The organism is Priestia sp. FSL P4-0332, assembly GCF_038005845.1.
Taxonomy (GTDB): Bacteria; Bacillota; Bacilli; order Bacillales; family Bacillaceae_H; genus Priestia.
Genome location: NZ_JBBOUA010000001.1, coordinates 2,912,853 through 2,934,600 on the forward strand (window position 1 = coordinate 2,912,853; position 21,748 = coordinate 2,934,600).

General features: G+C 37.9%; 20 protein-coding genes. 2 read left to right on the forward strand and 18 right to left on the reverse strand.

Annotated elements, in window-relative coordinates:
- Nucleotides 1-25 precede the first annotated feature (25 nt).
- The 6 genes from odhB to MKY06_RS14870 form a co-directional block, all read right to left on the reverse strand.
- Nucleotides 26-1,321, reverse strand: a complete 1,296-nt coding sequence (gene odhB / locus MKY06_RS14845; RefSeq protein WP_029322499.1) for a 2-oxoglutarate dehydrogenase complex dihydrolipoyllysine-residue succinyltransferase — start codon at nt 1,319-1,321, stop codon at nt 26-28.
- A gap of 16 nt (nt 1,322-1,337) precedes the next feature.
- Nucleotides 1,338-4,199 (reverse strand): 2-oxoglutarate dehydrogenase E1 component, encoded by a 2,862-nt coding sequence (sucA, locus tag MKY06_RS14850; RefSeq protein ID WP_029322500.1) that lies wholly within the window; start codon nt 4,197-4,199, stop codon nt 1,338-1,340.
- A 364-nt stretch (nt 4,200-4,563) separates the two neighbouring features.
- A complete protein-coding gene (locus MKY06_RS14855; protein WP_013057595.1) occupies nt 4,564-5,151 on the reverse strand; it encodes a PadR family transcriptional regulator in 588 nt (195 codons plus the stop codon).
- A gap of 66 nt (nt 5,152-5,217) precedes the next feature.
- On the reverse strand, nt 5,218-6,762 hold the full coding sequence (locus MKY06_RS14860; RefSeq protein WP_057244592.1) for an MDR family MFS transporter: 1,545 nt from the start codon (nt 6,760-6,762) through the stop codon (nt 5,218-5,220).
- A 138-nt stretch (nt 6,763-6,900) separates the two neighbouring features.
- Nucleotides 6,901-7,347 (reverse strand): OsmC family protein, encoded by a 447-nt coding sequence (locus MKY06_RS14865; protein WP_013057597.1) that lies wholly within the window; start codon nt 7,345-7,347, stop codon nt 6,901-6,903.
- Nucleotides 7,348-7,469: 122 nt separating this feature from the next.
- Nucleotides 7,470-8,366 carry an NAD-dependent epimerase/dehydratase family protein gene (locus MKY06_RS14870; RefSeq protein ID WP_289915397.1) on the reverse strand — a complete coding sequence of 299 codons (897 nt, stop codon included), beginning with the start codon at nt 8,364-8,366 and terminating at the stop codon, nt 7,470-7,472.
- A gap of 165 nt (nt 8,367-8,531) precedes the next feature.
- Between MKY06_RS14870 and MKY06_RS14875 the strand changes: the two genes are divergently transcribed.
- Entirely contained in the window at nt 8,532-9,752 is a 1,221-nt protein-coding gene (locus tag MKY06_RS14875) for a DUF418 domain-containing protein (RefSeq protein WP_098278761.1), read from the forward strand.
- A 41-nt stretch (nt 9,753-9,793) separates the two neighbouring features.
- Here MKY06_RS14875 and MKY06_RS14880 read toward each other — a convergent pair whose 3' ends face one another.
- The 3 genes from MKY06_RS14880 to MKY06_RS14890 all read right to left on the reverse strand — a co-directional run bounded on the left by MKY06_RS14880 (nt 9,794) and on the right by MKY06_RS14890 (nt 11,448).
- Nucleotides 9,794-10,252: a hypothetical protein gene (locus MKY06_RS14880; RefSeq protein WP_098278760.1), complete on the reverse strand. Its 459-nt coding sequence runs from the start codon at nt 10,250-10,252 to the stop codon at nt 9,794-9,796.
- 324 nt (nt 10,253-10,576) lie between these two features.
- Complete coding sequence (locus MKY06_RS14885; protein WP_013057601.1) at nt 10,577-10,867, reverse strand: hypothetical protein; 291 nt, start codon at nt 10,865-10,867, stop codon at nt 10,577-10,579.
- 92 nt (nt 10,868-10,959) lie between these two features.
- A complete protein-coding gene (locus MKY06_RS14890; protein ID WP_013057602.1) occupies nt 10,960-11,448 on the reverse strand; it encodes a GyrI-like domain-containing protein in 489 nt (162 codons plus the stop codon).
- Nucleotides 11,449-11,669: 221 nt separating this feature from the next.
- Here MKY06_RS14890 and MKY06_RS14895 point away from each other — a divergent pair, with 221 nt between their 5' ends.
- Nucleotides 11,670-11,957: a hypothetical protein gene (locus MKY06_RS14895; protein WP_013057603.1), complete on the forward strand. Its 288-nt coding sequence runs from the start codon at nt 11,670-11,672 to the stop codon at nt 11,955-11,957.
- 29 nt (nt 11,958-11,986) lie between these two features.
- Here the strand turns inward: MKY06_RS14895 and MKY06_RS14900 are convergent, their stop codons facing one another.
- From MKY06_RS14900 to MKY06_RS14940, 9 genes are all read right to left on the reverse strand, one after another.
- Complete coding sequence (locus tag MKY06_RS14900; RefSeq protein ID WP_098278759.1) at nt 11,987-13,084, reverse strand: acyltransferase; 1,098 nt, start codon at nt 13,082-13,084, stop codon at nt 11,987-11,989.
- Nucleotides 13,085-13,300: 216 nt separating this feature from the next.
- Nucleotides 13,301-13,981, reverse strand: a complete 681-nt coding sequence (locus tag MKY06_RS14905) for a hypothetical protein (RefSeq protein ID WP_340960895.1) — start codon at nt 13,979-13,981, stop codon at nt 13,301-13,303.
- Nucleotides 13,982-14,508: 527 nt separating this feature from the next.
- Entirely contained in the window at nt 14,509-15,216 is a 708-nt protein-coding gene (locus MKY06_RS14910) for an ABC transporter ATP-binding protein (RefSeq protein WP_098278757.1), read from the reverse strand.
- On the reverse strand, nt 15,213-16,010 hold the full coding sequence (locus MKY06_RS14915) for an ABC transporter ATP-binding protein (RefSeq protein ID WP_098278756.1): 798 nt from the start codon (nt 16,008-16,010) through the stop codon (nt 15,213-15,215). Before MKY06_RS14915 ends, MKY06_RS14910 begins: the two co-directional genes overlap by 4 nt.
- 12 nt (nt 16,011-16,022) lie before the next feature.
- Nucleotides 16,023-17,312, reverse strand: a complete 1,290-nt coding sequence (locus tag MKY06_RS14920) for a branched-chain amino acid ABC transporter permease (protein WP_098278755.1) — start codon at nt 17,310-17,312, stop codon at nt 16,023-16,025.
- Between the two features lie 9 nt (nt 17,313-17,321).
- Nucleotides 17,322-18,308: a branched-chain amino acid ABC transporter permease gene (locus MKY06_RS14925; protein WP_098278765.1), complete on the reverse strand. Its 987-nt coding sequence runs from the start codon at nt 18,306-18,308 to the stop codon at nt 17,322-17,324.
- Between the two features lie 81 nt (nt 18,309-18,389).
- Complete coding sequence (locus MKY06_RS14930) at nt 18,390-19,565, reverse strand: branched-chain amino acid ABC transporter substrate-binding protein (RefSeq protein WP_013057610.1); 1,176 nt, start codon at nt 19,563-19,565, stop codon at nt 18,390-18,392.
- Nucleotides 19,566-20,042: 477 nt separating this feature from the next.
- Nucleotides 20,043-20,405 carry a P-II family nitrogen regulator gene (locus MKY06_RS14935; RefSeq protein ID WP_013057611.1) on the reverse strand — a complete coding sequence of 121 codons (363 nt, stop codon included), beginning with the start codon at nt 20,403-20,405 and terminating at the stop codon, nt 20,043-20,045.
- A 14-nt stretch (nt 20,406-20,419) separates the two neighbouring features.
- Nucleotides 20,420-21,646: an ammonium transporter gene (locus MKY06_RS14940; RefSeq protein ID WP_013057612.1), complete on the reverse strand. Its 1,227-nt coding sequence runs from the start codon at nt 21,644-21,646 to the stop codon at nt 20,420-20,422.
- Between the last annotated feature and the right edge of the window lie 102 nt (nt 21,647-21,748).

Genomic DNA, 21,748 nt, shown 5'->3' on the forward strand with positions numbered 1-21,748 from the left:
CTAAGAAAATAGCAGGTTCTTTTTATTAACCTTCTAGTAATAAAGATTCTGGATCTTCTAATAGTTCTTTAACAGTAGCTAGGAAGCTTACGGCTTCTTTGCCGTCAACGATACGGTGATCGTAAGAAAGTGCAATGTACATCATCGGACGATTTTCGATACGCTCTTCATCAATTGCTACCGGACGAAGCTGAACTTTGTGCATTCCTAAAATACCAACTTGAGGTCCGTTTAAAATTGGTGTAGACATTAATGAACCGAATACGCCGCCGTTTGTAATTGTGAACGTTCCACCTTGTAAATCTTTTAATGATAATTTGTTGTCGCGCGCTTTTTTCGCTAAATCAACGATAGATCCTTCGATACCAGCGAATGTTTTGCGGTCAGCATCACGTACAACTGGAACAACAAGACCGTCTGGAGCTGACACAGCAATACCGATATCATAGAATTTTTTAATTAATAACTCGTTTCCTTGAATTTCAGCATTTAATAATGGATACTTTTTAAGTGCTGCTACTACTGCTTTTGTAAAGAATGACATAAAGCCAAGTCTTACGTCGTGCTGTTCAAAGAATTTGTCTTTGCGTCGTTTGCGAAGAGCCATAACAGCAGTCATGTCTACTTCGTTAAACGTTGTTAGCATAGCCGCTGTTTGCTGAACTTCAACAAGACGTTTGGCAATTGTTTGACGACGACGTGACATACGTTCGCGTTCAACAGGTTTGTCGCTATTTTCACTTGCCGCTGGAGACGGAGATACCGGGTTAGCTGGCTTACTTGCTTGTGCCTGCTGCTTTTGCTCATTTGATTTTTGGTCTGCATACGAATCAATATCATGTTTGCGCACACGGCCAAGAGGATCAGTAGTTGGCACTTGATCTAGCTTAATCCCGCGTTCTCTTGCTGCTTTACGAGCTGCAGGAGAAGCAATTAGCCATTGTTTTTGATTTCCTTGCTGAGGCGCTTCAGCTGCTGGCGCTACTTCTTCAACAGTTTTTTGCTGAGCTGGAGCCGCTTCTTGCTTTGGTGCTTCCTCTGCTGGTTTTTCTTCAGCTTTTGGTGCTGCTGGTGCTGAAGCTCCTTCTTTCGCTTCAAGACGTGCAATTGTTTCACCAACTTGCACTGTGTCGCCTTCGCCAGCAAGAAGTTCCGTTAATACACCAGAGTCTTCAGCTGTAATTTCAACGTTAACTTTATCTGTTTCAAGTTCAACGATATAATCGCCTTTTTCAACGAAATCTCCTACTTGTTTTAGCCACTGTGCAACTGTTCCTTCAGAAATTGATTCTGCTAATTCCGGTACTTTAATCTCTCCCATGGTTCATTCCCCTTCCTTATCGTGTAACAACGTCGTTAGCAATTTCATTTTTAGTTAATGCATCTTGTAAAATACGTTCTTGTTCTTGTCTGTGAACTGTTGGATCTCCTTCAGCTGGACTTGAGCGTCTTGTGCGGCCGATGTAGTCAACCGTAGCTCCTTCTGGTGCTACTTCACGCAGTCGATCTTCTACATAGTTCCATGCGCCCATGTTTTCCGGCTCTTCTTGTAACCAGACAATCTCTTTTAAATTTTTATAGCGAGCAAAGATTTCAGCAATTACGCGTCTTGGGAACGGATAAATTTGTTCTAGACGAAGGACATGTAGCCAATCTTTATCATCTTCTGCTTTGTTTAAGCGTTCCGTTAATTCACTGCTGATTTTTCCGCTGCACAGAACGATTCGTTCAACTGCATCTTCTTTTTTGCCTAATCCAGGCTGTTCTACTACTAAGCGGAAAGAGCCTTTTGTAAACTCTTCAAGGTTTGACACACTAAAAGCATTACGAAGCAAACTTTTTGGTGTCATAACTACTAGCGGTCTTACTTCTTCGCGCTGTAAAATGGCAGCTTGTCGTCGAAGTAAGTGGAAATATTGTGCAGCGCTTGTTACGTTTGCGATTGTCCAGTTGTTTTCTCCAGCTAGCTGTAGATAACGTTCTAGACGAGCGCTTGAGTGTTCTGGCCCTTGACCTTCATGGCCGTGTGGCAGCAATAAAACCATTCCAGATTTTTGTCCCCACTTAGCACGGCCTGCTGCAATAAACTGGTCAATAATAACTTGACCTGCATTGGCAAAATCACCGAACTGTGCTTCCCAAAGAACGAGCGTTTCAGGAGCAAATACATTATAGCCGTATTCAAATCCAAGAACGGATCCTTCAGATAATGGACTGTTACGAATATCAAAGGAAGCGCTTACGTTCTTCATTGCGTGTAGTGGTGAGTAAACATCCCCTGTCTTATGATCATGAAGAACAAGATGTCTATGTGCAAACGTACCACGTTCAGAGTCCTGGCCTGTAATACGAATTGGCGTGCCGTCTCTTAAAATCGTAGCAAATGCAAATGCTTCACCCAATGACCAATCTACGCTTTCATTTTCTTCAAACGCTTTGGCACGTTTAGATAAGATGCGATCAAGTTTTGGAAATACGTTAAATCCTTCAGGGTATTTCACTAGCTCTTGATTTACTTCAAACAGCTCTTCTTTTGTAACAGATGTATCAATATCTGAAATTCCTTTGAAGACTGCTTGTGGCATTTCCATGATTCTATGTTGCTTTTCAGCTTTTGGCGGTACTTTCTCATAAGCTGCTTTTAACTTCGCTTGTAACTCTTCATTAATTTGATCTGCTTGGCCGCTTTGAATCACGTTTTGTTCTTCAAGCTGCTTTGCATACATAGCACGAACGGTTGGACGTTTTGTCACAATTTCATACATCTTCGGCTGCGTTACAGACGGTTCATCCATTTCATTGTGGCCAAATCGACGGTATCCAATTAAATCAATCAAGAAATCTTTGTTAAAGCGTCTGCGATACTCATAAGCAAAGTAAGCAGCAGCTAAACAGGCTTCCGGATCATCCGCATTTACGTGAACAATTGGAATTTCAAACCCTTTTGCTAAGTCACTTGCATATTTCGTTGAACGAGAATCGACGCTTTCTGTTGTAAATCCAATCATGTTGTTAGCAATAATGTGGATTGTTCCACCTGTTTGATAACCAGTCAATTGATTTAAGTTCAGCGTTTCTTGTACAATACCTTCACCAGGGAACGCAGCATCTCCGTGAATTAAAATCGCGAACGATTTTTTTACATCTTGTTTTGGGTATCCATTCACATCACGCTCATCTTGAGCCGCTCTTGTAAACCCTTCCACAACCGGATTAACAAACTCCAAGTGACTCGGGTTGCTAGCCAATGTCAAACGAGCTCGAACTGTGTTCTCTGCTTTAATTTGTTTGTCGGCACCCAGGTGATATTTTACGTCTCCCGTCCAGCCGTAGTTGATACCGATTGAACCTTCTGAAGGAACTAATTCCTTGTTAGGTGCATGCTGGAATTCTGCAAAAATCATTTCATACGGCTTGCCTAATACGTGTGCCAATACATTTAAGCGTCCACGATGAGCCATACCGATATTAACCGTTTTTGGGCTTGTTTCCACTGAGCGTGCAATCAGTTCATCTACAAGTGGAATTAACATATCTACGCCTTCAATAGAAAAGCGTTTTTGTCCGACAAATGTACGGTGTAAAAATTGTTCAAAGCCTTCTACTTCTGTTAAACGCTTTAATATAGAAGTTCTTTTCTCATTTGAAAGAGGTTGGAAAATAGCACCTGACTCGACCATATCAGTCAGCCACTTATTCTCTTCCATATTATGTACGTGATGGAATTCAAACGCAATGGTTTTTGTGTAGACATCTGTTAAATAGTTAATTGCGTCTAAACCATTTTTGACGTGTGATGGCGCATTTGTACATAAAATGTCAACCGGAATTGATTTCAAATCTTCTTGCGTTAAATTGTAATCTTCCAAGTGAAGCAAGACAGGATCTTTCTTCTCGCTTTCAAGAGGCTTAATTGATGCGTATAGATGACCATAAGCACGGATGTTTTCCGCTAGCTTAATAGCCGATGCAATTTTAGATGTGTTAGCTGAAGGTGCAGCCTGTGCGTATTCAGCTTGCTGAACTTGCTCACTTTCGTTTAATGGAGGAGCACCCCAATAATCAAATAATTCTTTTAACTCTGGATCTACTAGATCTGACTGCTCTTCATATAACTCATACTGTTCTAATACATAGCCATAGTTCGGACCCAAAAATCCTTGCCAAGGCTCCCCTCTATTCGACGTTTCGTTACCCATGATAAAACCCCCAACGAGTTATAATAATTGTCGTACTCAACAATCTTTCCATTTTGAATGTCGATTACCTTATCGTCTGACATCTTTACAACGAGTGATAAATCTCACTGCGTGTGTATCTGATATCTGCTTATATTTTACCACTCTTTTACTCGTCAATCAAAATGAAATCGCTATATTTCTTTAATTTTTTTTACTTTTTTAATAGTCTTACTACTTTTTGAAAGCGTTTTATAAGTAAAGCTGATTAAAGGTCGAATCAGGTGTTAATTAATTGTTATTGACCTAGCTTTTGGCAAAATTAAATTGCTTGAAATATATTTTATGACCATTAAAAAAAAGAAGCAGCGTTTTGCTTCTTTTTTTAAAACTCATCTACGATTTTTTCAACGTCTTCAAAATAACCATCATCTACTTCTGTAAGCTTGTTGCTTTTCGCCGCTTCGAGTAAATGAGTGAACCAAGTTAGTTCTACTTTCAAATGCATAATCGTGCGCATAATGATCGACAGATTTGCAATGGAATGATCCACCTTTTTAACTTGGTACAAATTTTGCATTTTTTCTAAATAAGCTGCCGTTTCCTCAATCTTTTTTTCTAAAGCAGAAGCCACTTTTTCTTGATCCACGTAAGAAGTAAATGAAAGCGCAGCATAAACTGGTCTATGCATATGCTCTTTTTTTAATAGCTGTTCAAAATAAAGGCGCTCAAATTCTTCTCTTCCTGCATCCGTGATAGAATAAACGGTCTTTTCAGGTCTGTTTGTCTCTCGAATCACATCGACTACTTTCACCAGCTGATTTTTTTCAAGCGTATCAAAAGCATAATATAAAGAGCCGCTTGCAAGTTTAATATAGTGCTTCATTTGTCTTTCATTAATGGTTTGCTGAATCTCATAAGGGTGCTTATTTCCTTCCATTAATAAACCCAATATGACTAATTTAACACTCATAACACCTTTCACCTCTTGACATGCATCTTATTTAGTAAAAAAAGCACGAACATCTTCGTGCTTTTTCTATTTTTGAGCTGCAGGTTCCTTAGCTTCTACCCGCTTTTTAGGAGGAACTTCCACTCGTTCATTTCCCATTAAAAAGACAGTAATGATAGCTACTGCAATTGGAATAAGAGCAAGCATAAATGCATACGTGATCGATGTAGACATAGCATCAACAATCTTATCTAATATTTGAGGCGGAATGCTGTTTCGGGCACTTGATTGAAAAACTGCACTCGGATCTCCTATTTGAGAAAATGCTCCTTGTGATCCATTTCCCATACCTTGAAAATTGCGCTGCAGCTCATTTGTAAATGTATTGCTTTGAATCGTTCCAAAAATCGTAACTCCCAGCGTCATGCCTAAAGAACGCGCAAATGAGTTCGTTGAGTTGGCAGAACCTCTAAACTGTGGATCCAGCTTATGCGTTGACGAAGTTGGTAAAAGAGAAAAGCTAAATCCGACGCCAAACCCAGTCAAAATCATGAATACCGTTAGCATCCAACGAGGTGTATCAGGTTCCATTGTTCCTAATAAAAACATTCCTACTGCAAATGAAAAAACGGACATAATCATTAAGTTTCGAAAGCTTGTTTTTGTGAGAAAAATCCCGCCGATAGCACTTCCTGCTACCGAGCCTAACATCATAGGAGTTAAAATTAAACCTGCATTTGTAGCAGAACCTCCATACACAGCTTGAACGAAAATAGGAATAAATACCGTTAAAATAATAAACGTTGCTCCGTATAAGAAAGCGAGAATTTGTGATGTTGCAAATAAACGGCGTTTGAACATCCAAAATGAAATAATCGGCTCTTGCGCGCGTTTTTCCACAAAAAAGAAGAGTGATAGCGCCACAGCAAAGATAGCAAAAAGAGATAAAATTTGCGGAGAAGACCAATCGTACTCTTTCCCTCCAAGTTCAAGAGCAAACATTAAACTAACTACTGAAATTACAAGAGTGGCTGCACCAGCCCAGTCAATTTTTTGTTTTTTATGACTTGTTGATTCTTTATAAAAGCGCACAATAAAAAATAACGATAAAAGTCCAATCGGCACGTTCACGTAAAACACCCAGTGCCAGCTGATGTATTCCGTAATGTATGCACCAAGAAGCGGACCAAATACACTTGCTGAGCCAAAAACGGCACCTAATAATCCCGTCATTTTCCCGCGTTTTTCGGGAGGGAAAATATCAAATACAATGGTAAAAGCAATCGGAAGAAGCGCTCCTCCTCCAATTCCTTGAATCGCCCGGTAAATACTTAGCTGCACAATGCTTTGCGCTAGGCCACACAATGCAGATCCAAGTAAAAATACCGTCAATCCAAAAATAAAAAACCGTTTACGGCCGTACATATCAGACAGTTTACCAAATATCGGCATACCTGCCATCACGGCAACCATATAGGCGGACGTAACCCAAACAAACTTATCTAACCCACCTAGATCAGAAATGATTTTCCCCATAGCCGTCGCTACGATGGTATTATCCATGGCTGACATAAAAATACCGAGCAGCAATCCTGCTACGATAAAACGAATATTTTTTTCTGATGAAACCATTTCAGTTCCTCCTTTCGCGTCATCTTTTTGATGAACAGAAATGATAGCTACTTAAATTATTATATTCAAATTTGAGTATTTTACAATCTTAAATGTGCTTTTTTTAGAAATAAACATAAGAAAAGCGTAATGGGTCCATTACGCTTTTACTGTGAGCTGAGGCTCTAATTTAATCTCAACATTTCCTTGAATTGCTCTTGAAATCATACAGGATGTTTCTGCTTTTTTTATAAGTCGATTGATTTTTTCTTCTTGAGCCGCAAATTCAGATGTGATGATAACATGAGGTTTATGAATAATTTTTTCGTATGTGAATACACCATTCGTCACGTCCACAATAGCTTCTGATTCCATCGTTAAAGCCTCCTGACGGATTCCGCTTCTTTCGAACATCGCTGCAAGCGTGATGATGTAGCACGTGGCTGCTGCCCCTAGGAGCATTTCATCTGGATTTGTTCCCACTCCTGGCCCGTCCATTTCTGGCGGAATGGAAATTTTTGTTTTTAATTGTCCTGATTCAATTGTACCTACTTCATTTCGGCCTCCTGGCCAATTTGCTTGCAAATGAAAGTGATGTTTTGCCATAGTTTATCCTTCTTTCTTCTATATAATGGTGTGTACCTAGCGTACCCTTTTTATGTATAAAATAAAAATGTTCTGCTTGTCACAGCAAAAAGACTGCTAAACGGTGCAGTCTTTGTTTTTTCTTAACTTAAAGGTACTTTCTTTTCGCTTTCAACGAAAGCTTTGATTAATGATGGCAGCCATTCCTGCAGGTTTGTAAATGAATATCCCCAAAAGCTAGCCTTTTCATTGCTCATCGTCCAAGAATGATCTACTCCGTAAGGAGAATTATTTTCATCTGTTAAACGAGAAGTTGTTTTTGCTGTTTTATTCGCTGCTTGTTCAATATATGAAAATAAATTTTTGAGTGAAATAGTACCATTTGAACAAGCGTTAATCGGTCCTTTTAGCTTCTGTTCTGCACACCAGACTAAAAATTCACCGGCTTCTTCCTGTGAAATGAAGTTCATTTCTGCTTCAATAGCCGGTACACCAATTTCTTCTTCATGCATAATTTTTTCTACGTGAAAACGTAAGCGATCCGTATAATCATCTTTTCCCATTACAATTGGAAAACGGACAGCCGTTACCGAAAACGGTGCTTTTTGAAAAAATACCGCTTCAGCTTGGCGTTTTCCCTCTTGGTAGGAAATATTTTCACGACGTGTATATGAAATAGGATACTTGTATGGATCAAAATCTTCTTCATAACACGTTTTTTCTAAAGAACCGTATACTGAAAGAGTCGAGGTGAGTACATAGTGACTGGTACTATGACGAAAAGCTTCAACAGCCACAGCTGCGCCGTGTGAAGAATAGCATATTTGATCGAAGATAACATCCCATTTTCTTCCTCGTGTTGTTTCGATTACAGAATCTTTTTCTACACGATCAAGAAAAATCCGTTCAACTCGGTCGCCGAAATCATCTGGTGTTTTACCTCGCGTTGCTAACGTAACCTTAACTCCTTTAGAGAGCAATGTCTTGACTAAATTTTTTCCAAAAAAACGAGTTCCACCTAACACAAGTGCTGTTTTCATCCTTTTCTCCACCTTTCGTATTTGATATGGATAACCATACCATTATTATCCAACTTTTTTGTTCATAAAGCTATGAATCTTTCCGCTTATTTTTTTATATTCCCACCTATTTTTTCGCCGCTGTCGTGTTAAGATGTACATATCTTACAAAAAGGAGCGACAGTGATGAAGCCTTCTCCACTTCCCCTTAACGAACGCCTTGTTGTTCTTGATATTATTCGGGGCATTGCTTTGCTAGGCATTTTCTTAGTAAATATCCCTGCTTTTGCTTCGCCGATATTTATTTTTCAGCTGTACGATATTCCTTATGAATATAAAGGAATGGATGCTTATATTGATTTATTCCTGCTACTGTTTGTTCAAGGAAAGTTTTTTACGATTTTTTCTTTTTTATTTGGACTTGGGTGCGGAATCTTTTTGCATAGAGCTGAAGAAAAGCATTACTTTGCCGCTGCTTTATGGTCAAGAAGAATGGCTTCTTTGCTATTAATCGGGCTTTTTCATCTTGTCTTTTTCTGGTATGGAGACATTTTGCATGTGTATGCTGTCGGCGGTTTTTTAGTGTTGTTTTTTTATAATCGAAAAACCAAGACGATTTTGCTGTGGGCAATAGGCTTGCTATGCTTTTTTTATCTTTTGGCTTGCATGCAGTTTTTTATTCCGGCCCACGTCTTGCAGGAGGCTCAGTTGGAGTATAAGGTTTTACATGAACATGCCTTAACTCAATATTTATCCACCTACAGGCAAGCAGACTATTTATCTTGGCTGTTTTATCGTTTGAATGTTGAAGTGGTGCCTATGCTATTAAATCTACCGTTTTCTATCTGTCCCGTATTTTCTATGTTTTTATTTGGCTTATATACTGCTAAAAAAGGATTAGTACATAATATCGAACAAAATCGTTCTTTTTTTAAGAAAATTCAGTTAATAACAAGCGCAGCAGGTTTTACTTTAACTATCATTCTCGCTATCTTAAAACTAGAAATTTTAAAATATGGACTCTATCAGCAGGGGGCCATTCACCTTTTTACAAGTTTGAGCGGCATTTTTCTATGTTTTTTTTATCTTACCACCTTACTGTTATTCCTGCAATTTTCTCCTTACGCTTCGATGCTGGGTCTTTTTAAGTATAGTGGAACAATGGCATTAACAACTTACCTTAGCCAAACTTTAATTTGCCTGTGGATGGTTCGAGCCTTTGGTTTATACGGAACTCTTACCTTAACAGAAAGCACGATTATTTGTCTCATTATATATACACTCCAGCTTTTTTTTAATAAGTGGTGGCTTTATTATTTCTATTACGGTCCGTGTGAATGGTTATGGAGGAGCTTTACATACCGATCTTTCCCGCCTCTCAGACGGAATAGGAAAGCTTCAGCTTAACAGCAAATCGGCCTTCAAGTTTGAAAGCCGATTTGTCTCCTTTACTGCAGAGGCGGTATGGTTATTCGTTTAATTCCATTTGCCTCAAACTCTCGTATATAATCCATTTCTCGATGGAAAATTTGCATAAAAACTTCATTTTTTATTTCTTTAATGGGTCCTATTTGTTCTATCACATCTCGTTTAGCCATGCGATAGGCTAGCGCTTCCCAAAACACTTCGTTATCGTATTCTCCAATAATATCTTGAAGAGAATCTTCATGTTCTTCTGTAAACATAATCTCACTGTTTAGCGCGTGAAAAGGTCCTTTTTCAAGGAAAGGCTCTGCGTGAGAAAACATTTGTTTTTCTACATCCGTATATTCTTGTGCATGTTCATCTTCCACTCCAGAGCATGCTGTGACCATCCAGTTACCTAAATAAATTAAATCAAGCAGTTGAAAAAAGTGCGTTTCAGATAGTTGAAGTTCAATTTCGTTTTTTGCAGGAGCTTTTGACATAAGCGCGGATCTCTCCTTTAATTTTGAGGGTAGTTGCTACTAAATAAAATAGCTAAAAGGGTTAGTATGCAGGCTAGCAGGAAAACTGAAGAAATGGCTTCACCTCTTTTCTGTAGTGTAAAAATAGAGGTACTGACATCTAAAGAAGTGAATACGAAGGGTGTAAACTTATCATAATCGAAATAAAGACAAGATACAAGACTTTTTTACTAAATTTTCTGACTATTTTCGTCATAAATACCTATTTTTGTTTTGTTTATACTAGAAAGGTCCGAAAATTGTGTGCGGAGCTGCCCAAAATAAAAAAGCGCTGAACTAGGCGCTTTAACGGTGTAAAAAAATAGATAAACCAATAAAAAAAGCAGCTAAAATAAAATCAAAAATCCATTGCCACTTCTCACGTTTTAACAATACGTGCTCTACCCCTGATAACAGCGAACTTATACTAACCAAAACAAAAATAAAGCTTAATTGGTTAAACGAAAATTTAGTGACAAAATTTGATACAAGTATGACTGCTACGGTGATGAACAGTGCCATTTGACTTATAAGTACCCATTTAATTCTCTGTTTATATCCGTCTTTTAAAGCTTGTAATAAATCGTTGCTGATCACTCTCGCTAAACCCCTTTTGTATTCCTATCGTTAAAAGTAAGAACGCAGCAAAAACGTTTCTCTGCATCTTAACTACTTAGCAAAACTAGCTATTAAATCGAAACATAAATATCAACTTGACTGTACTCAGGATCAATACAGCGTTCATCATATAATTCAAAATCTATTTTATAGGCACGATGATTTTTTTTAGCCCACTCGCGAATATAAGCCCAAGCCTCCACGACGACCTGTCTAGCTGGCCCAACAGCTGTTGTAAACACCATGTATTCACCTTCTGGGATGATGAACTCTCTCATATCATCTTTCAGTTCGCCGCCGGGTAAAACTTCATATCCGAGAGCAAATGTAAAATCCATTTTTTGATTGTATTCAAATTCTGTATAAAGAGCAAATGTATTACCATTTACTTTATTGGCGATTTTATTAGCTAACTGTTGTTTATAAAAAGTCTGCCAGTGCTCGGGAATAAGACCTGTGCCCGTTTCTTCCACAGGTTCATCTGTTCGAATAGGCACTCCTACAACAGTAAATTCATTTACCTTGACTACTTTTTGACTTACAACTAAGTCAGTCAACATATTGAGCCCCCTTAATTCTTCTTTTTCTGTAGTTACAATGAGGGAAATACTTCTTAATATGCATTTTATTTGTATTCAAAGAAAACGTCAACCTTTTATGCAAATCCCTTAACGAAGGGGCTGAAGATCATTCTTCTAAGCTATAAAAAAACAATTCTATTTTCTTTGTACACATCATACGTATAAGATACCCCTAATTTACAATAGAGTGAGGTAAAAAAATGAAGATCATTGAACTTGCCGAATTCATTAAAACAAGTAAAAAAACAACTAAACTTGCTCTTTCCTCTTCTACAGTACAGTATACATTAGAAACAGATGATTTGAAAATTGAATTAAAAACAGGCGGCACGAATAAGCGAATCGTGTTTTTTCGCATCTTCTTAAAAGGAACATACAAGGATTGGATTTGTTATCACCGGAACGAACATCATATTTACGAATTGTATCAAAATATTTCCTTATCCCCTCAACTGCAAAGGCAGCTTTTGTACGCTATTGCATCATAAAAAGAGCTGGCTTAGTTAGCCAGCTCTTTTTATTTATGCTGTAGTTTTGTGATTGGATGTTTGTGCGGCTTCACATGTAATTTTTCCTTTGTCCATTGAATTCCTCTATATAAATAGTACGAGCACCAAAAAACTGCTGGAACGATAAGTACGTAGGCAACGACACTATTCGTAAAGAAAGAAGAATCTATAGAACGAAGCAATCGATAGGTCTCATTTAATATACATATATGCACTACATAAATGCCAACTGAATTTTTCCCAACTTTTGAAAAAAACGAGTTTTTGCCAAGAGCTGGACTGCTCAATACGAATAAAAACAATGATGCCGATAAAAAAATCGTAGAAATAAAATAGTCTCCGGGCTTGCCGTGCTGGATATTGACCAACCAGTAACGCTCGGCGATCTCTAACGCTGAAAACACAAAAAAGCTGGCTAAATAAACCATTGGCCTTGCGTTTAATACTGACAGAATTTGCTTACCGTAAAGGGCAAACATAGCTCCTAATACTGTATAGAACAAACCAAAGAACAGGGCATCTCTCGTTTGAAAAGAAAGTGGAAAAAATAAAGAATAAGACTGCCCAAATAACCCAGTTACATATAATACGGTGCTGATAAGCATTAATAAGCCAATCTTTTTCCATCTTTGAAATAAGAAAACGATGACAACAGCCCAAATTAATGCAATCAAGTACCAAAGCTGAAATCCACTTGTGTCACTTCCATAATAAAAGATATCTTTGAATGTGATGGATGATGTTAGATAATCAGCTACTGCACCTTTTCGTTCTGCTAATGTTCCGTGGTTCTGAAATAAGCGCAGAACTACACCAAACAATAAATAAAAGACGAACCAACATGCATAAAGCTTTGAAATATTCCACGTGTATTTTTTTAAGTATGCAGAAGGCTTTGGATGTTTTTGAATTTTATTCATAAACAAATACCCTGATACAATAAAGAAAAAAGGAACCGCGAATCGTGCAAATGTGTCAACAATGACATCTAGCACATTTTCCTGGTTCCCTAAAAAGAAATCGTCATGTGATGGATTAACATGAATACAAACCACAAACACTGTAGCAAAAAACTTAATAAAATCAATTGAATAATTACGTTCCATCTTGTTGTCAGCTCCTTAAAATAAACTCGAGCTCTATTTTAGCATAATTATCCAAACGAAAAAGATATTTTGGTAAAATTAACCTTATAGTCATGGAAAAATTTTCTTAACTTCCAATATTCTAGTCTTGTTTACTTGTATGATGTCTTTCAATATTCCAAATAAATGATTCTAAAGAACTATAAAACAAAAAACAGATTACGCGTAACCTGTTTTTTAAATTAACATTTTCCATGCAAACTTATTATCTTGTTTAATATCGACTTCTTTTTCATGCAAAGCCTGCACATGCTGTTTAATTTGTTTGAGAAACAGCATTACTTCCCCGCTTGATACGGCAGCTGAGTTGAGAGATAACGAATGTTTTTTAGCAATTTTTAATTCCTCGGTTTCCACTGAAATACTTACGTGGCGAAATAAGTGCCAAGGGTAGTAAACTGTTTTAAAAGATTTTGAGAAATAAATTCCTTTAGAACAAACGGTAATCCCCTCGTTTTTTTGAAGAGGATATGTATTTAAATGAGCTACAATTTTTTCTTTAGCAGGTAAATAGAGCCTGTTTCGCATCTCTTTTTCAACTTCTTCACATAGTTGTCCTTCTACCGACAACGCATCTTTTGGATCAGGGGTTTGATGAATTTGAAAAGATGAACAAATAGAAGTTAATTCTTTTGAGGATACACACGGATATATATAGTCTTGACACATATATTCATAGGAATGAGTGCGAATAAATTTCTTGATTTTTTTTAATAGAGATACTAGCTTTCTAGCTGAGTAATCGTTTTGATTGACTTGAAATTTCTCCACGTCATTAAAACAAATCATTTCTTCTTTTCGAATGGTAATGGATTGAATGTTAGCGAACTCTTCCCATAACATTTTTCCTTTTTTCATCCCTCTGCTTTTCCAGTAAATCCCCTTATTTGTAAAGCAAATTCCCCTTTTATCTAGGCCTGCTATAAAAGAGCTGTGTAAATACGCAATTATTTTTTCTTGGGGCTGAAACTGAAAGTATTTGCTAGCCATTTTTTTGTAGAAACTAGGTATTTGCATTACATAAAATTGACTTTCTCTATAGATTAAGCATAAGTCAGTCAAATAATTAGTTTTCAGCGTCGCCACGCTCTCACTTCCTTTTTGAGTGTAAATAACCGTACCCATTTTTTTCTATTACTTTATAAACGTTTTTTAATGAAAAAAGTTTCAACTTTTTTTGTTTTTTATAAAAAAGCTTTAAATTGAATCATTTCTTTCAGCTAGGAGGTTATCTAATTACTCACTTATTCAATAATCTTATTTTAAACGTTCCCTACTTAATTAAGAAACTAAACCAGATAATAGCAATGCTTAGCTGCTTTATCCAAATCATCCCTTGTGAACAAAAACAAACCGCAGCGTTAAAACCCGATGCGGTTTGTTTTTTAAGCTAAATAAGCTTCTTTTATTTTTTCATTATGAATTAATTCCGAGCCTTTCCCTTGCAGAATAATTTCTCCCGTTTGAATCACATAGCCTCGGTGCGCGATTTGCAGTGCTTGATAAGCGTTTTGTTCCACGAGTAAAATCGTCATTCCGCTTTTATTTAATTCCATAATGATTTCAAATATTTGTTCTACAATGATAGGAGCAAGCCCCATAGAAGGTTCATCTAGCATAAGCATAGTGGGATTCATCATAAGCGCTCGCCCGATGGCTAGCATTTGCTGTTCACCGCCACTCATCGTTCCTCCTTTTTGAGTCAATCTTTCTTTTAGCCTTGGAAAATATGTGAGTACTCTAGTCATATTTTCTTCTATTACTTTTTTATTAGATAGCGAGAAGGCTCCGATGGTTAAATTTTCTTTTACCGTCATCTTAGGAAAAATCTTTCTTCCTTCTGGCACGTGAGCTATTCCTAGCTGGGCCGTTTGGTGAGGAGGGAATTTCGTGATGTGGGTGCCTTTATACACGATACTACCTGCTTTGACAGGAGCTTGACCGCTAATGGATTTTAGTGTGGTAGATTTACCGGCTCCATTGCTTCCAATAAGAGTCACAATTTCTCCTTCTTCTACATCAATCGTTATTCCTTTAAGCGCTTGAATTCCTCCGTAAAAGGTGTCAACTTCAGTTAACTTTAATAGAGTCATGTACTTTTCTCCTTTCTGTCTATCTCCCCTGCCGCTCCCTTCCCTAAATAGGCTTCAATCACTTTCGGGTGCGTACGGATATGTTCAGCATTTCCTTCTGCAATTTTTATTCCATGGTCTAATACAATAATACGATCAGAAATTTCCATGACGAGCTTCATGTCATGCTCAATTAATAAAATAGTTATTTCCCGGTCTTTTCGTATCGTGTGAATAAGATCTGTCAGCTCTTTTGTTTCACGCGGATTCATACCAGCAGCCGGTTCGTCTAATAATAACAGTGAGGGTCTAGTAGCTAACGCTCTGGCAATTTCGAGTCGGCGTTGCGCTCCATACGATAAGTTATTGGCTACTTCGTTATATAAAGCTTCTAGCCCAACGTATTCTAACAGCTTATACGCTTCTTTTTTAGCTAATTTTTCCGCTCTTCTTGCTCGAGGTAAATTCAACAGCGTTTCAAAAGTGGTTGCTTTCAAATGGTTGTGCATCCCAACTAATACATTTTCTAACACCGTTATATTACTAAATAACCTGATGTTTTGAAATGTCCGAGAAATCCCTTGTTTTGATACGCTGTGAGGTTTTAGGCCTGTTATAGATTGACCATTTAACATAATATCACCTGAGGTTGGCTGATAAACACCTGTCACCATATTAAAAAATGTAGTCTTTCCAGCGCCGTTTGGTCCTATTACAGCTGTTATTGAATTTTTTTGAATATCCATTGTTACGTCTTGATTGGCAACTAAACCGCCAAAGGCCTTGGTTACATTTTTCACTTCTAAAATAGACAATTTCTTTCACCTCTATAGATTGACGTTTTTCTCAGCCGTTGAAATCACAGGCTGTATTTCTTCTTCTTCCGCTTCTTCTTTCAGCTCTTTCAAATCGAACGTAGGCTGTTTAGCAGGAATCAATCCCTGAGACCTGTATAGAGCAAATAGAATAAGAAGTCCGCCAAAAATAAATCGCTGCATTTTAGCTGGCGAAAGTGCATCCGGTATAGAGATAACTCCGTTTAAACTCAGTTGATTAAACCAATCGGTGAGCTCCGTTAATACTTGAAGATTAAGAATGGTTACAACCGCCGCTCCAAGTATGACGCCTGGAACGCTCCCCATTCCTCCTAAAATAACCATAACTAAAATCGTGATAGATTCTAACAGCGTAAAGCTGGTTGGATCAACAAAGGTTTGCTTAGCGGCAAAGACCACTCCCATCATGCCTGAAAAAGAGGCACCGATAGCAAACGCAAGCAGCTTTGTTCTGACAAGGTGAATTCCCATCGCTTGAGCTGCAATTTCATTTTCTCGAACTGCTTTCCACGATCGTCCTACTTTAGAATATTCAAATCGCCGTACAATAAAAATAACCGCCCCTAAGATGACTAATACTACATAATAAAACTGACTTGGATATACTAAGTTAATCCCAAAAATAGAAGGCGGCGTCACGGAGGACAGCCCCATTGCTCCGTTTGTAATATTGATTGGTTTATCCAAATTGTTAAATACAATTCGAATAATTTCCCCGAATCCAAGCGTAACGATAGCTAGATAGTCTCCTTTTACGCGCAGCACAGGTATACCAAGCAAAACTCCAAATAAAGCGGCTATTAGACACCCTGCAATAATAAAAAACCAAAAGCTTTCTCCTGATAATGGGTACGTACCAAAAGGCATAAAATTAGCAGCTTGATTGGTCGCAAAAATTCCATACGTGTAAGCCCCAACTGCAAAGAAAGCAACAAATCCCAAATCCAATAATCCGGCTAACCCCACTACAATGTTCAACCCAAGTGCCATAGCAATATAGATGCCTACTAGTGTAGATACTTCCATATAGGATTCATAAGCAGGGCCTTGGCTAGCTGAAAAAGGAAGCAGCACAATTAAAATGACCCCTGCTATTAGCCATTTTAATTTAGTAGAAAGAGACATAAAATACAGAAGTAATAATGAAAATAAAAGAAGTAAAAATGCGACAACGGACTTTTGGGCAAGCATTAAACTACCGCTTGTTGCAATTACATATATAAAAAATAGAATGATTTGCGCCTTTTTGTTTCCTTCAAGCCTACTCATTATTTTTTTCATCTTCATCACCTACACTTTTTCTGTAACGGCTTTTCCAAATAAGCCTTCTGGTTTAAAAATTAACACCAAAATCAAAATGGCAAATGCAAATACATCTTTATACTCTGCTCCTAAAACATTGCCGGTGATTGTGGATAAATTCGCAGCTGCAAACATTTCAAGAATGCCAAGCATTAGCCCTCCAAACATTGCGCCTCGTATATTGCCTATACCTCCTAAAACAGCTGCTGTAAAAGCTTTTAATCCTAATATGAACCCAATGTAAGGATCAATTGTTCCGTAATGAAGCGCAAATAACACACCGGTCGCGCCTCCTAGAGCCGAACCAATAAAGAAAGTAAGAGAAATAACTTTGTTTACATTAATGGACATTAATGAAGCTGTATCGGGATCTTGAGCTACAGCTCTCATTGCCATTCCCCATTTGGTCCGATTGACGAAAATTTCAAGTCCGATCATTAAACAAAAAGCAACAAGTAACACTACGATAAACGTTACTTTAAATGTAGCATCATCAAATGATGATGAAAGAGAAGAAGCACTAACCAATACTTTTCCTGAAAATAAAGCAGGGGTATTAACAATATAGTTACCATTCTTAAGTTCCGTAATGAAGCGCACAAAATCCTGTAATAGAAACGACATTCCGATAGCTGTAATAAGTGTAATTAGTTTAGAAGACTTGCGCAGGGGGCGGTAAGCTACTCTTTCAATTCCCATACCAAGAAACCCAGTCGCAACGCTCGTAATAAGAAGAACTAAAAGTAACGTCACAACAGCTGGAAAAGCTGCAATCCAACCTACGCCTGTTAACCCTATTAAAATAGCGGTTCCGATAAAGGCGCCTGACATAAAAATTTCGCCGTGTGCAAAATTGATGAGTTCTAAAATGCCATATACCATCGTATAACCTAGGGCAATAATTGCATATACAGCTCCTAATGTTAGTCCGTCAATTAACACTTGCGGCAGTGTTTGTATAATATGAGCAAACATATAACCTCGTCCCTTTCGTCCTATAAAATCGATTTTAAGAAAAGAAAGGTACGGAACATCCATACCTTTCTTTTCTAAGGTTTACTGTGAGATTTCTCCTTCTAATTTAGCTGGGTACGAAGGAGCGTCAAACTTATAGATAAAGATTTTAGCGTATTTATTGTCTCCTTTCTCATCAAATCCTACCTGCGTAAGTTCTCCTTTATATTCTGTAATACCGCGTACGGCGTCACGTACTGCTTCATGAGAAGGAAGCTTTTTATCATTGTCTTCAATTGCTTTTTGAATACCTTGAAGCATAACTTTCATGGAATCATACCCGTATACAGAATATGACTCTACTTTTTTATTGAATTTCTTCTCATAATTTTTAGCGAATTGCGTCTTGGAAGCATCGCCTGCTACTGACGTAAGATATGTATCTTTTACAGCATCTCCGGCAATATCAACTAAAGTTGATGAGTCTAAGCCATCCCCTCCCATAAACTTAGCGGTAATTCCTTTGTCACGAGCTTGTTTAATTAAAAGTCCGCCTTCTGCATAAAGACCACCAAAATAAACGAGATCCGGCTTTTCTTTAGAGACTTGATTTAACACACCGTTAAAATCTTTTTCTCCAACCGTAATTCCTTCAAATCCAACAATTTTTGCTCCTTCTTTTTCAGCTGCTGTTTTAAAAGCATCTGCAAGCCCTTGTCCGTAAGCTGTTTTATCTTGAATGACAAAAATATTTTTTGCTTTCAACTCTTTAACAGCATATTCAGCTCCTGCAGGCCCTTGGAAGTCATCGCGCGCTACAATGCGGTTAACCGTTTTTAACTTTCGGTCTGTTACGTCCGTTGCTGTACTTGCAGGAGAAATCATTGGAATTGAATATTTCTCATACGTTTCAGATGAAGGAATGGTAACCCCTGAATTTAAATGTCCTATCACTCCATAGACGGCTTTATCGGATCCGATTAACTGAGCGTTCGCTACACCTTTTTTCGGGTCGCCTTGGTCGTCATACGGTACAAGCTGAAGTTTATATCCTAATTTTTTAAACGTGTCTTTTTCTTCATCAAGAGCTAGCTGAGCTCCCAGTTTGATTGCTTCACCTAACGTCGCACTACCTCCTGACAAAGGGCTTTGCGTAGCAATTTTTATAACATTGCTGCCTTTATCTTCTCCCGATGTACTGTTGCTCCCACAGCCAGCTACAAACCCTACCGATAAGACCGTTGTTGCTAAAATAGATAACATTTTTTTACTTAGCATGTAGTAATCGTTATAAAACGCTTAATAGCGGCTAGTCTTTTATAACGATTTTCCCTCCCTTTGTTCGCGTCTAGAACGCTTTTTATCTTTGCAACAAATGTCATTTCTGAAAACGGTGAAACAGCTTGCTGTTTATGTACATCTTTTTTCACATCCTTTCATAATCGATTTGCTCTCATATATAAAGAGAAACTAATAAAAGTAAAAATATAGTTATTTTTTACTATTATAAAAGGATAAACAGCAGTATTTCACCAAACTTGTCAGTAACAATGACACATATTTTTATAATTTTCTTAATTTTATAAAAATAATTTTAATTATATTCACTTATTTTTTGCGATATACTTTTTGGCTATATATATAACAAAAAAGCATGTCACCGTAAGGAAACATGCCGTGTAACTATTCAACCTAAAAAAAGGTGCATAGTATGCACCTTTTATATGACCCTTTGTTTTCTCTTTCTCCCTAAGTTTAACTATTATTTCGTAATGCCTGTGATCCTTCTTCCCCTGTTCGGATCTTAATGGCATTTTTTAATTCATAGATAAATATTTTCCCATCTCCAGGCTGACCTGTATTTAGTACTTTTCTTGCTTTATCAACAACGTCAGATACCGGAACTTCGCACACCACAATTTCTACTTTAATTCGTGCGTGCATATTGTCTTGTTTTTTAACGCCTCTATAAAGCTCCGTAATGCCTTTTTGCAACCCGCACCCCAGTGCATCCGTAACTGTAATACCGCTAACGCCAATTTTCGCCAGTTCTTGCTTAAGCTCTTCAAACTTTGAAGGGCGTGTAATAATTTCAATTTTTGTTAAAACATCACTCACTGTGTCCACCCCTTTTACATATTTGATTCGTGATACGCTCTTTCACCGTGCAGCGTAATATCAAGCCCAAGCGTTTCTTCTTCTTGTGTCGCACGCAGAGATACGATTAATCCAACCACTTTAACAATAATGAAGGTAGCAATACCGACAAATAGGTACGTTGCTACGATAGCCACCAGCTGTTTCCAAAGTAGACTTGGATCTCCGTAGAATAAACCATTCGCACCGGCGTCATTTACAGAAGTTGTGGCAAATAAACCTGTTGCAATACCTCCCCATGTTCCCCCAATACCGTGAAGACCAAATGCATCTAACGCATCGTCGTAACCGATTTTCTTTTTAAGTGAGAAGATACCCCAGAAACAAACTGCTCCGCCGATAAAACCAATTACAATAGAGGCAAACGGTGTAACGAATCCACAAGCTGGTGTAATAGCTACAAGTCCAGCAATCGCTCCCGAAACGGCTCCAAGCAGCGTAGGTTTTTTATTGATAATCCACTCTACTACAAGCCAGCCGATAATTCCTGTTGCTGCCGCTGTATTCGTGTTAATGAAAGCCGTCATTGCAACGCTGTTAATAGTTAAAGAACTTCCAACGTTAAAACCAAACCACCCGAACCAAATCAGCATTCCGCCTAAAAGAGTTAACGGTAAATTGTGAGGTGCTGCGGCATCGGCATTTTTTCGTTTTCCAACAACAAGAGCTAGAATTAATCCTGCTACACCTGATGAAATGTGAACGACGTTTCCTCCGGCAAAGTCAATAGCTCCTAGTTCACGAAGCCATCCGCCAACTCCCCAAACCCAGTGTGCTACTGGTGCATATACAAATAATGACCATAGGATAGCAAATAAGATAAATGCTGAAAACTTCATGCGCTCTGCAAAAGCTCCAGAGATAATAGCTACTGTTAGTACAGCAAATGTCAGCTGAAACATCATAAACATATTATGCGGGATCGTAGCACTGTAGTCCCCGTTTGGAGTGAACCCGACTCCTTTTAATCCCACCCAGTCCAAGTTACCAATAAAAGCATTGCCACCGGTAGAAAAAGCTAACGAATAGCCTGCCACTATCCAAAGAACAGATATAACAGCTAAAGAACCTACGCTATACATCGCGGTACTTAACATATTTTTACTTCGAACCATGCCCCCGTAAAACAATGCAATAGCTGGTGTCATAATCCAAACCAATAATGCTGAAAAAAACATAAATACTGAATCGCCCATTTGCATGATGATTTCCCCCTTAAGTACGAATAAATAACCCCTAAATTTAATGTTAGATTATATAACATCTCTTGTTATGTTTACTATCATATTTGATTTATATGTATT

Excerpts from the sequence above, each read along its gene's own strand:
- MKY06_RS14940 (WP_013057612.1), bottom strand. The coding sequence starts at position 21,646 with ATGCAAATGGGCGATTCAGTATTTATGTTTTTTTCAGCATTATTGGTT.
- MKY06_RS14925 (WP_098278765.1), bottom strand. The coding sequence starts at position 18,308 with ATGTTTGCTCATATTATACAAACACTGCCGCAAGTGTTAATTGACGGA.
- MKY06_RS14870 (WP_289915397.1), bottom strand. The coding sequence starts at position 8,366 with ATGAAAACAGCACTTGTGTTAGGTGGAACTCGTTTTTTTGGAAAAAAT.
- MKY06_RS14865 (WP_013057597.1), bottom strand. The coding sequence starts at position 7,347 with ATGGCAAAACATCACTTTCATTTGCAAGCAAATTGGCCAGGAGGCCGA.
- MKY06_RS14880 (WP_098278760.1), bottom strand. The coding sequence starts at position 10,252 with ATGTCAAAAGCTCCTGCAAAAAACGAAATTGAACTTCAACTATCTGAA.
- MKY06_RS14905 (WP_340960895.1), bottom strand. The coding sequence starts at position 13,981 with ATGAAAAAAGGAAAAATGTTATGGGAAGAGTTCGCTAACATTCAATCC.
- MKY06_RS14855 (WP_013057595.1), bottom strand. The coding sequence starts at position 5,151 with ATGAGTGTTAAATTAGTCATATTGGGTTTATTAATGGAAGGAAATAAG.
- MKY06_RS14895 (WP_013057603.1), top strand. The coding sequence starts at position 11,670 with ATGAAGATCATTGAACTTGCCGAATTCATTAAAACAAGTAAAAAAACA.
- odhB (WP_029322499.1), bottom strand. The coding sequence starts at position 1,321 with ATGGGAGAGATTAAAGTACCGGAATTAGCAGAATCAATTTCTGAAGGA.
- sucA (WP_029322500.1), bottom strand. The coding sequence starts at position 4,199 with ATGGGTAACGAAACGTCGAATAGAGGGGAGCCTTGGCAAGGATTTTTG.
- MKY06_RS14930 (WP_013057610.1), bottom strand. The coding sequence starts at position 19,565 with ATGCTAAGTAAAAAAATGTTATCTATTTTAGCAACAACGGTCTTATCG.
- MKY06_RS14875 (WP_098278761.1), top strand. The coding sequence starts at position 8,532 with ATGAAGCCTTCTCCACTTCCCCTTAACGAACGCCTTGTTGTTCTTGAT.
- MKY06_RS14860 (WP_057244592.1), bottom strand. The coding sequence starts at position 6,762 with ATGGTTTCATCAGAAAAAAATATTCGTTTTATCGTAGCAGGATTGCTG.
- MKY06_RS14890 (WP_013057602.1), bottom strand. The coding sequence starts at position 11,448 with ATGTTGACTGACTTAGTTGTAAGTCAAAAAGTAGTCAAGGTAAATGAA.
- MKY06_RS14920 (WP_098278755.1), bottom strand. The coding sequence starts at position 17,312 with ATGAAAAAAATAATGAGTAGGCTTGAAGGAAACAAAAAGGCGCAAATC.
- MKY06_RS14900 (WP_098278759.1), bottom strand. The coding sequence starts at position 13,084 with ATGGAACGTAATTATTCAATTGATTTTATTAAGTTTTTTGCTACAGTG.
- MKY06_RS14910 (WP_098278757.1), bottom strand. The coding sequence starts at position 15,216 with ATGACTCTATTAAAGTTAACTGAAGTTGACACCTTTTACGGAGGAATT.